Below are 9,319 nucleotides of genomic sequence, written 5' to 3' on the forward strand. Positions count from 1 at the left end.
TGTAGCGCGCAAAATCGGTTGGCACCTCCGCGCAACTTCATTTGGCACCAACTTTTGGTCCTAAAACGGTCTTAAAACGGGGCTTATTGCAGCCCGCCAGCTAACAGCTTTTCGATCTCGAACAGCATGTGCTGGTGAAGGCCGTTGTGGAAGATCGACCAGTCATTGAGGATTGCGGCCAGATCGTTCGACGCCTGGTCCGGTCGCTGCCACGTTTTAGCCCGTTCCATGAGCTTCTGCACCAGCGTGTTGTTCGCCGCTGTCTGGACCTCAAACAGGGCTTCATAGCGCAACAGGACGGTGCGACGCTCGCCATCCGTCAACTGGTCGATATCGATCTTTGTTACACCCATTTGCCCGGCTCCCGGTTTAGAGGGGCAGTCACCCGCGCCGGGACAGCGCGGCGCGGGTGACCATCGCGGGGAAACCTGCGGCCGATCCTTGCCAGAATTGCCACCGGTTTACCCCTCGCGATTTCTTACTGCTGCACCCACTGGGTGACGATGGGCTTGGCCGTGCCAGCCCATTCGTTTGTGATCGCCACTGGCACGGTTTCGATCACCTCAACCCGCATGCCGTTGTTGAGCAGCCGCATGGCCGCCCCTTCGAGGTTGGGCGAACACACCAGCGTGTCGGCCTTGATGCCCAACGGCCGACCCTGGTCACCTGTCAGGCTCGCCATTGCCTTGCGCGCATCTTCATAGTTGCTCGCCGTCAAATCCTCCTTAGAGGCATAGGCAAGCTGCCAAAGGCCATAGCCGGCGTTGCAGCGGCCGTCGCTGCCGTAGATGTATTCCTTGCTCCAGAACACGTTCTCGTCGTTCTCCTGGTTCTTGCTGACCAGCTTCCCGAGTGGCATGCGCTCCTGATAGATCAGGGGCTTGATCGACTTGCTGGTGTCGAGCAGGAACCAGGGCTCACCAGCTCCACCTTGGAAGTTCGACGTTGACACTACCGGGACAGCGCCTTCGCTCCCGACAGGATGGTCAGTGTCGAAGAAATTCTGGCCGTCGTAACAGAGCTTGGTGAAGCCGTTGGCAAGCAGACCAAGAACCAGCTCATCGGGCATTTCAGCTGCCGCGCGCCCCATGTCAGCAACGAAAGGCGACATCAGCCCATACTGATCGTCCTGGATGTCGTTGCGCGGCACGCTGATCGTCTGCTCGAAGTCCTTGTTGATGATGGTGTAGTCGTGCGCGGCCAGATTGGTGATGATGCGGTCGCCGATCCACTCGCGCATCTTCGCGACTTGGCCAATCCATCCGTAATGTTCCTGCCGTGCCGTCGAAGGAACCACCATGGCAATCTGCTTGTAGACGCTGGGCGCACTCTCAAAGCCTCTGTTGAAAGCCGCTTTGAAGCCGTCGAAAACGATGCTCAAATTTGCCTGATTGATCAGCATTTACTTGGTTCCCTCGTTGGCGCCGCGCGCCTTGATTAATTCTTCCGCCGTGATGCCCATCTGCGAGCAAACGGCGAGTTCAGTTTCGGTCAGGTTTTCGTTTGCCGAGCCGCCCGCCGACCGTCGCCGGTCGCCTAGCTGCGGCGTGATGATGCGCACAACGCTGGGGCCGACAGCGGCAACGAAGCTGTCGAACGATTGCTTGTTGACGGTGCAGAGGCTGACAGCCCATTCCTTCATGAAAGGGGCTATGTGACCGCTGGCGATATGCGTGGCAACGTGGGCTTCAGCATCGGCTTTGGTGATGCCCTGGCGGAGCTGGTTGGCCTCCGCCACGGCCTGTTGGAACGCGCCGATCGGCACGAACTGCGCCGGATCGGGATTGGCCGCATTCGCTGCGGTCGAAAGTAGCGTTTCGACCTTTGCGTTGACCGCCACCAGGTCGGCCGTGGCATCGAGGCCAAGCAGTGTCTTCAGCTGTTCAAGCTGCTTTTCCATGTCCTGATTTTCCTGTGCGTTGGCGACCGCTGTGAGCTGGTCGAAGTTGGGAGTGTTCACGAGGCCGGCATGAACGATCTTGGTCACATCCCCGCCGTCGTTCGGGTCTCTTTTCGTGGTGGTGAACGCCGGGGACAGATACCGATACTCGCGGTTGGCGATATGAGCGGCGGCGGCGGGCGTCCACTCGACCAATGCCCAAATCCCGTTGTCACGCGCCTGCATGCCCGTAATCCAGCCGGCGGCCGGTGCGGGCTTGCCATTCGTCTTTGCGTTGACCAGCTGGTGTTCATAATCGATCGGGATTTGGTTGAGCCCGGCAAAGCGGCGTGAGGCCTCAATGACCGCTTCCGGCTTCCGCAACGTCCAGGGACCTCGCCTATCTTTGCCGTAAAACGTGCCCGAAGGCATAAGATGGACCCACTGCTTGCGACCGTCGTCGGACGCTTCCGCCGTGAGTGCTAGCGTGATTGTCTCGTGGTTCATGCTCTGTCCGCCAACCGCTTTTCGGCCTTTTCGGCCCGCTGTTGCGCCCGGCGAGCATTGAGCAGCGGCACGACTTCACCGGCATCCGCGAAGGGGTTGATCGGCTTGCCGACCTCGTCGGGCCAGACGCGCAACGTCTCGGTCAAAGCCCCCGTCTCGGTGATGGTTGTGAGCTGGCAATGGCCGCCTATCGTGTACTCCAGCTTGCCGCCGTAAATGTTGAGTTCTGGCGGGGCACGGCGCATCAGCTCGAACAGATCGGCTCCGCATTTTTCCATGAACTGCGGATTGCCTGGGACGAAGCCAGAGCGGCGGTAGAGGGCAAACAACTGGTCATCGGTCGGCTGCGGGCCGCCAAGCGCGATATCGCCCATATCGTGCAATTCGTAGGGCGGGAAACCGGGGCTGATTTCCAAGGTCGAAAGCGAATATTGCTTTGGCCCTTCGGTCTCCGACCAGCCCACAATCAGAAGATCGAAGGGAGCCGGCTTGCGGCCAGCGTGACGGCCGCCATGATCGCCATCGTTCTTGAGCTTTCGCCCGATCGCGCTGGCGCGCAGCAAGGCCATGTCAACACCATGCTCGTCGGCGAACCTTGCCAGATCGCGAGCCACCATGTCGACCGCGCCCGACTTGCCGCGCCCGGTGACCATGAACGGTGCTTCGGAGCTGCATACCGCCTTGTTCTTGATCTCGCCGACCGTGCCGGTTTCGTAGTCGTAGGCGGTGCCGTCCGTCAGGACGCGAATGGCGTCCGGATACTTCATGCCTAGAAACGCGCTCATTGAAATTCCTCCATGGTGAACGCCTTCAGAGGCGCGGAAACGGGCAGGTCGATCGCCAGCTTCGCGAAGTCCTTGCCGGCCTGCCTGAGAACGTTGCCGACGCTCTTGGTGCCGTCGAGCGCGTCAACGAAATTGTCGACGCTGTTGTTGGCCACGTCGAAAACCGACTGCCACGTGTCCTTCATGTGCTCGAGCTGGACGTTCGCCCGGATGGCTGCGGCTTCGACCGAATTGAGATCATCGGGCAGGCCGGCCGACACGAGCCGGGAAGCGATTTGCTGATCGTCGTCGCTGCGGAACATCTGGCGGCGCTCAAATTGCAAATCGGCCTGCAAGTTGGCCTTTGCGTAGGCCTCTGCGAGCGAGGACAATTCGGAGGTTTGAGCGCGGATAAGCTCGGCTTCCTTGCCGTAAAGCGGAATGCCGAGTTGCCGAATTTGCTGCTCTGCTTTCAGCGCCTCGATCATCCGATCGTGCGCAAGCGCGCCCTGGCCAACCAGTGCAACTTCTGCACGTTGCAAGGTCAGGTCTTGTTCCTGACCCCGGATGATCCCTTTGGCCTCCTGCAACGCCCGCAGCCGGCCGTATTCCTCTGCCTTCTGGTGAATGCGCAGGATCTCGGCCTGGTCGACCGCGACATGGTTGCGCGCAGCCTCGTCCTGGACTTGGGCGAGCAACTGGTTTTCGAGGCGAAGGCCTTCGGTCGCGGCCGTCGTCTTGCCGATTAGATCGACGTCCTGGCGCGCCGAAAGCAAGGTCTGGTCGAGTGCCTTGGAGCGCTGTCGTTGTGCTTCGGTGAGTTGGTTCTGTGCCTGTACCAGGGCAAGGGCGCCAGCCGCCTCTATGCGGTATTGACGAACTGCCGCACTCTCGCCGTTGGCCGAAGGCTTGGCCGCCTCGGAGGCGCGCGCCGCGTCCGCCAGCTCCTGCGGCGAGCGCGCGCCGATCCGTCCTACAGCCGCCGCGTTCTGGCGCTGAAGCCAGGTGAGGTTGGCGGCGTTCTGATCGCCGTAATCCAGCCGGCCTTGCTCGTCGGCGACGGTGGGGCGGCCTCTGGCAAGAAGCCTTTCCAACGCCGCTTGCGCGCCGGGCAATGCCAACGCTGCCTTAGCCGCCTCATCGGTCAGTAGATGAAGCGCCTGAGCTTGCTTCAACAGCTCTTGGTTAGTCGGGTCCAGCTCCCACTTTTCGGTGACCATCTTGCGGAAACCAAGGATGTCCGGCGCGCCCCTGGCTGTGGTTGACCGCAGATATTCGATGGCGTCGCCGAAGTCTTTGAATTGCGAAAGTACGGTCGGGCCGAACTGCGAGCCGCCCGCCTGGCTGTTGTCGTTGGTGAGAACGCCTTTAGCTGCCTCTTGCGCTGCGGCGGCAAGGGACAACTTCAGATCGCCAACGGTGCTGGCGATCGGCAAGGCAATGCCGGAGCGGCCTTCGTTCGCTGCCGCCTTGGCATAGGCGATGCTGGCGTCTGCCGCTTCGCCATAAGCTTCCTTCAGGCCTTTGATGTTGGCCTGGTGGTCTTTCAGGATATCGTCCAAAGGCCGGATGTTCTGGCGCGTGGCGGCGGAGTAGCCAAGCAGCGCAGCGGTGCCGGCGATGATGCCGGCAGACACCAGGCCGATCGGATTTGAGAAACTCAGGAACGAGGCCGCCGCGCTGGCGATGCTGACGACCATCGATTTTGCGCCGGACGCGATTGCCGTCAGCGAGCCGCGCAGACCTTTCGGGCCGCTTTCGAGCGCGTCATAGACTTGGCCTGCCTGTGAGGCAAAGACCTGCATGACCGGCGCGCCCAGGGCGAGCATGGTCACAACGTCGTTGCCCTGCCGCGACAGATTGAGCATCTGCGCGGAGGTGAGCCGGGCCGCGTTGCCGACTGAGGTAAGGCCGGCAGTCGATTGCGCCGACTGCCGGGCAATCGATGCCGCCGTGCGGTCGTTGGCCGCTGCCATCGCCGCCGAAGTGCGGGTTGCTTCCTCGCCCAGCGCATGGACGCTGGTTTTCGTTTCATCGACTGCCTGGCGCGCGCCTTTGGCATCGCCAGTCAAAACGAGGGCGAGGTTGAGCGACATGCTGCTTTAGGCCTCAGGCGCCAGCGAGCGGCCATAGGCCTTGTAGACACCACGGCTGAACCACGAGAATTGCAACGCCAGCGCCAGCGCTTCTTTGGTGAAGGCGACGGGCTCGCCATCCTCGCCGATGACGCCGCGCCAGTCGACGCACACCGCCTTCAGCTCGTCGTGCTGGTGAGCGGCCTGCTGCTCAACCGGCAACGCCTGGATCGCCGCCAACATGGCCGTGCCTTCGTCGGCGCTGATCGGCGCGAACTGCATCTCGAACGACTGCTTGGCGACCTTGCCGGGCTTGTCCGCGTCGGGCAACATCACGTCGACGGGCCACCAATATTTGTAGCTCTGCGGCAGGTGGAATTTCATGGGTGCTGTCTCCGTTTGAAAAAATCGCAGGGAAGCCCGCCAGCGCGCAGCGGCGGGTTCGCAAGGTCCGGGTGCAGCGCGGTTGCCCGCCGCGCGCGTCCTAGGGCCTTCAAAACCGATTTTAAGGGCTGTTGAACGGTCATTCGTCGCCCGCAGCGCGGATTGGGCGACGTTTTGGCGGCCGGTCATCGTTCGCTGCGTCGTGATGACGGAAGCTGTTGTTGTTTGCTGCCTGGCGCTCCTGCGCTGTCAGCTTCATGCGCCGGAAAAGCTTATCGACGCTCGTTTCCACGATGCCGAGCCGAACCGCGATTTTGGGATTTGAAAGACCCTGCGCCCGGTAATGAGCGGCTCGAAGCTCGCGCGCCATGGGCACTCTTAGGAACGCTCCCGCATAGCGATCGATCAGCTTTTGAGCAGCGTCCTCGCCTATGGCCTCAGCCAACAGGGTGCTCTTCTTCTCGCTTTGTTCCTCGTGACCGGCAGCAAGGTTCACCTTCCGGCAGGCGCTGGCATATATTTGCCGCACGGCGTCCGCCCCTGGGTCACCACCGTCGCCAGTCGTTGTGAGAAGAAGTTGCGACGCGAGGCGAGAATAGGGCACGGGTTGGTCGGCTTGCCGAGCGTCGAAAACTTTCCGCTCCAAATCGTCAAGAACCACGAGATGGTCTGCCGTCACATCCTTCTCAACCAAGGGGCTTGTTGGCATTGTTGTGCGGCGTGGAACGTAGCAACGGCAGCCGGCGAAGTTCTCAACGAAGCGGATGAAATCCGCTTCGCCCAGCAACTCCAGAAGGTCGTTTGAAAGAGCCTCGCCAGTCATCGCGCCACTCGGTTTTAGATTTCCGGTGACACAATCCCGCCTGCCCGCCATGACGGCCATGCCCGACATGGCGGGCGGTGAGTGAATGAAGGGGGGATTTGACTAGATTTATACAGTTTTGGGGAAATGGAAATGCCCGGCATGGCGGGGGGACTAGGCAATCCAGACCGCCTAGTCCCGCGCCCGTTCAGCGAACGATCTTCTCTGCCAGCCCAAGATCGATCAGGACCGTAGCGGCTTCGTTGACGCTCGGCAGCACCGTCCCAGTGGGCAGATGACCGGGCAGGGCGCGCCATGCTTCCGAGAGGCTTCCGTGCGCCTCGCCACGCATGAGGCGCATAAGTGGAAGCACCCAAGCCGGTGCCGTGTTCGGCGTCGCCACACCCTGGGCAGGGACGGTCAGCGCGGCGACACCCGGCAAAGGCTCATACTCCTCAACCGGCAGATCAAGGATGCGCGCGATCAGCGCATCGAATGAGCGGCTTGGCAGGCAAGTGACGTGGTAGAGCACGTGCTTGCCGACGCGGCGGCGCGGCCATCGAGCGACCTTGGCGCGCGCCGTGACGCCCTCACGTGAGAACGGCAAGCCGGGCAACCGCAACGCAGCCAGATCGCTCGCGCTGAACCACTCCTGTGCCTGGCCAAGATCGCGCACCATGTGGAGCAGCATCGTTTCGAGATAGGTGAGCCGGCGCTGGCAATAGGCCCATTCGTCGGCCGGCACTTCCACTGTTAAATTCAGTTCGGGATTACTCATCACAAAACCCCTGTTTTTCGGGTTGAACGCTGGATAGAGCAAAGGCGCGGTTTTGGAACCGCGCCTTTGATTTTTTCAGTGCTTCGTGCTTCGTAGCCAGCCCCACAGGCGACGTAGAAAGAAGCCCGCTTGAGGTTCTCGCGGATCGTGGTCGATCAGCGCGTTTTTCAGGGCCGCGCGTTGCGCGCGGGCGATCAGCCATAGTTTCATGATCGCCCCCTATTCGTTGACGGCTTTGCCGCCGCTGCTGCGCGGCGAGCGTCTGTCCGTTCCAAGCAGCTGGCCGACAAGCTTGGCGACCGCTGCCTCTTTCATGTTGAGGGCTTCGGCGATCGCCGGGACGCTGACGCCGCGCCGGGCGTGATCGGCGATGAATTGCTCGCGCATCTCGTCGGGGCTTTGCGTCGTCTCGTGGCCGGCCAGTTCCGCGTCGAGCTTTGCCGACTGACGGTCGCGCGCTGCCTGTTCGGTATCCTCCTGCATGAGCTGCCGGCCGGCCCGATCCGACAGTGAGTTTTTGATCTCGGCCATCCGGTCGGTCGCTGTCTGCTTTTCGGCGGCGGCGAGCTGCTGCACGATCGCCTCGTAAAGATCGGCTTGCGTCTCCAACAGCGTGTGAATGCCGTCGCGTTCCTTGGTGAGGCTGTCACCCTGAAGATGGGTGCAGAAAAGCATCCAGTTCAGCGCCCGGCTGGCCTGAATGGTCTGCTCGAATTGGTCGAGAATTTTAGTTGTCTGCGTCATTGGTTGCGGTCTCCAGATCGCTTGCTAGGCGAGCTCCGCCGACCATCGGCGGAGCCGGGAGTAGCAACCGTCTGGGACGGCACCACGGTCTTTAGGCTTTCGCCCTGGACATACACCGTGATCTCCCGGCCGCATTGATATGCGTTGCGACCGCTCCCGGAAGTGTCGAGTTCGACACACCGGGCATAAAAAAAGCGCCGTTCAGGCGCGGGCTTTCGAATTGAGTGCAAACTTTGCACTAATTTCCGGTCCGGCCTCGGTGGCGCGTACCACCCAGATAAGAGTTGCTAGCTCTGCCGCAGATATAGACCCGTTCGCGAATGAGTGCAATGTTTGCACTCAATCCCGAAATCGGCGGTCGTTGAAAATCTTGGGGACTATTTTTTAGTTGTTTGGATCGAGCTCGTCAGCGATCTGGTTGAGCCGCGTAGCTGATTGTCTGAGTTCGGTGGCCTGGCTGCGCATGGCCTGCTTGTCGACCGGCAGGCCTGGTAAGGAAATCGTCGGGCGACGCGTGTCGCCTCTGCGAATTTGCAGTACCCATCTGTTGAACGTGCTGGGGGCAACTCGTGGCAGGCCGACCTTTTCGAAGGCGGCATTAAGCTCTGCCAACATTTGGAGCTGCGTGAACCTCTTGGCCTTTACCTGATCGTACGCGCGTTGCAGCGCCGGCAACCCTTCGTCGGGCGTTTGGTCAATCTTCGTTCTCACGTCATTGATTGGTGTTCTATCCATGCCCGGATGATCCCATGCGCTCGCACCACCAATCATGCCCGCCAAAGCGGACGGCTGTAGCAGCTTCTGTTGCACTGATTGTTCCTGTGGATAGCCGACACGGCGGGCATGATTTGCCTATCCGGCCTGTGCTTGCGGCCCTACGGTGATTTGCTGAAAAGGGGTCGCTAACGCGGCCTCTTTTCCGTGCCGGCAACGTTCGGAGTTCGCGTCAGAGTTCCAGCCGCTGGTTTTTCTCCATCCGTCAGGATGGAAACCGTAACGATTTCATACGCTTGCCGGTTGCCATCGGTGGGCGTATTTGTGTTCCTGCGAACTCTGACGCGAAGTCAGAGTTCAGTTCGGAGTTCGGCGGCCGGTTTAGGCCGCTTTTCCGATCTCTTCGCGCTCTCGCTGCGCCAAAATTGCTCTTTCTCCAACGGCACTTAGCGGGTTGCTGGCGGTTTCCCGCGCTGCCAATGCGATCTTGCGCCTGATTTGGGCGCTACGGCCGATTTGGTGCCAACTGATCTTGCGCGGCGCTTCCCCACCATCTGCTTCCGCGCCGCTCCCTTAAGCTATTGTTTTCTCTACCTGACCCTTGGTATTTGGCGGCTTCTGGCGGGGTCTCTCACCTTTTGCCAGAGATGCCATCCGATCTTGCGCGTTACA

The 9,319-nt window shown here is 61.0% G+C and carries 11 protein-coding genes; all 11 read right to left on the reverse strand.

Going from position 1 to position 9,319, the window contains the following annotated elements; all coding sequences use genetic code 11:
- Nucleotides 1-83: 83 nt before the first annotated feature.
- Nucleotides 84-353 (reverse strand): hypothetical protein, encoded by a 270-nt coding sequence (locus NKI10_RS30440; protein WP_352862580.1) that lies wholly within the window; start codon nt 351-353, stop codon nt 84-86.
- A gap of 125 nt (nt 354-478) precedes the next feature.
- Entirely contained in the window at nt 479-1,402 is a 924-nt protein-coding gene (locus NKI10_RS30445) for a Mu-like prophage major head subunit gpT family protein (RefSeq protein ID WP_352862581.1), read from the reverse strand.
- Entirely contained in the window at nt 1,403-2,386 is a 984-nt protein-coding gene (locus NKI10_RS30450; RefSeq protein ID WP_352862582.1) for a phage protease, read from the reverse strand.
- Complete coding sequence (locus tag NKI10_RS30455; protein WP_352862583.1) at nt 2,383-3,171, reverse strand: hypothetical protein; 789 nt, start codon at nt 3,169-3,171, stop codon at nt 2,383-2,385. The genes NKI10_RS30450 and NKI10_RS30455 overlap by 4 nt, the downstream gene beginning before the upstream one ends.
- On the reverse strand, nt 3,168-5,246 hold the full coding sequence (locus NKI10_RS30460) for a phage tail length tape measure family protein (protein WP_352862584.1): 2,079 nt from the start codon (nt 5,244-5,246) through the stop codon (nt 3,168-3,170). The genes NKI10_RS30455 and NKI10_RS30460 overlap by 4 nt, the downstream gene beginning before the upstream one ends.
- Before the next feature lie 6 nt (nt 5,247-5,252).
- On the reverse strand, nt 5,253-5,609 hold the full coding sequence (locus NKI10_RS30465; protein ID WP_352862585.1) for a hypothetical protein: 357 nt from the start codon (nt 5,607-5,609) through the stop codon (nt 5,253-5,255).
- 139 nt (nt 5,610-5,748) lie between these two features.
- Nucleotides 5,749-6,432 (reverse strand): hypothetical protein, encoded by a 684-nt coding sequence (locus tag NKI10_RS30470; protein WP_352862586.1) that lies wholly within the window; start codon nt 6,430-6,432, stop codon nt 5,749-5,751.
- 187 nt (nt 6,433-6,619) lie between these two features.
- Nucleotides 6,620-7,231, reverse strand: coding sequence for a DNA-binding protein (locus NKI10_RS30475; protein ID WP_352862587.1), 612 nt, complete (start codon nt 7,229-7,231; stop codon nt 6,620-6,622).
- 33 nt (nt 7,232-7,264) lie between these two features.
- Nucleotides 7,265-7,399 (reverse strand): hypothetical protein, encoded by a 135-nt coding sequence (locus NKI10_RS30480; RefSeq protein WP_352862588.1) that lies wholly within the window; start codon nt 7,397-7,399, stop codon nt 7,265-7,267.
- A 9-nt stretch (nt 7,400-7,408) separates the two neighbouring features.
- Nucleotides 7,409-7,933, reverse strand: a complete 525-nt coding sequence (locus NKI10_RS30485; RefSeq protein ID WP_352862589.1) for a hypothetical protein — start codon at nt 7,931-7,933, stop codon at nt 7,409-7,411.
- Between the two features lie 384 nt (nt 7,934-8,317).
- Complete coding sequence (locus tag NKI10_RS30490; RefSeq protein WP_352862590.1) at nt 8,318-8,743, reverse strand: hypothetical protein; 426 nt, start codon at nt 8,741-8,743, stop codon at nt 8,318-8,320.
- Nucleotides 8,744-9,319 lie beyond the last annotated feature (576 nt).

Source organism: Mesorhizobium sp. M0802, assembly GCF_040320115.1.
GTDB lineage: Bacteria > Pseudomonadota > Alphaproteobacteria > Rhizobiales > Rhizobiaceae > Mesorhizobium.

Excerpts from the sequence above, each read along its gene's own strand:
- NKI10_RS30440 (WP_352862580.1), bottom strand. The coding sequence starts at position 353 with ATGGGTGTAACAAAGATCGATATCGACCAGTTGACGGATGGCGAGCGT.
- NKI10_RS30445 (WP_352862581.1), bottom strand. The coding sequence starts at position 1,402 with ATGCTGATCAATCAGGCAAATTTGAGCATCGTTTTCGACGGCTTCAAA.
- NKI10_RS30450 (WP_352862582.1), bottom strand. The coding sequence starts at position 2,386 with ATGAACCACGAGACAATCACGCTAGCACTCACGGCGGAAGCGTCCGAC.
- NKI10_RS30455 (WP_352862583.1), bottom strand. The coding sequence starts at position 3,171 with ATGAGCGCGTTTCTAGGCATGAAGTATCCGGACGCCATTCGCGTCCTG.
- NKI10_RS30460 (WP_352862584.1), bottom strand. The coding sequence starts at position 5,246 with ATGTCGCTCAACCTCGCCCTCGTTTTGACTGGCGATGCCAAAGGCGCG.
- NKI10_RS30465 (WP_352862585.1), bottom strand. The coding sequence starts at position 5,609 with ATGAAATTCCACCTGCCGCAGAGCTACAAATATTGGTGGCCCGTCGAC.
- NKI10_RS30470 (WP_352862586.1), bottom strand. The coding sequence starts at position 6,432 with ATGACTGGCGAGGCTCTTTCAAACGACCTTCTGGAGTTGCTGGGCGAA.
- NKI10_RS30480 (WP_352862588.1), bottom strand. The coding sequence starts at position 7,399 with ATGAAACTATGGCTGATCGCCCGCGCGCAACGCGCGGCCCTGAAAAAC.
- NKI10_RS30485 (WP_352862589.1), bottom strand. The coding sequence starts at position 7,933 with ATGACGCAGACAACTAAAATTCTCGACCAATTCGAGCAGACCATTCAG.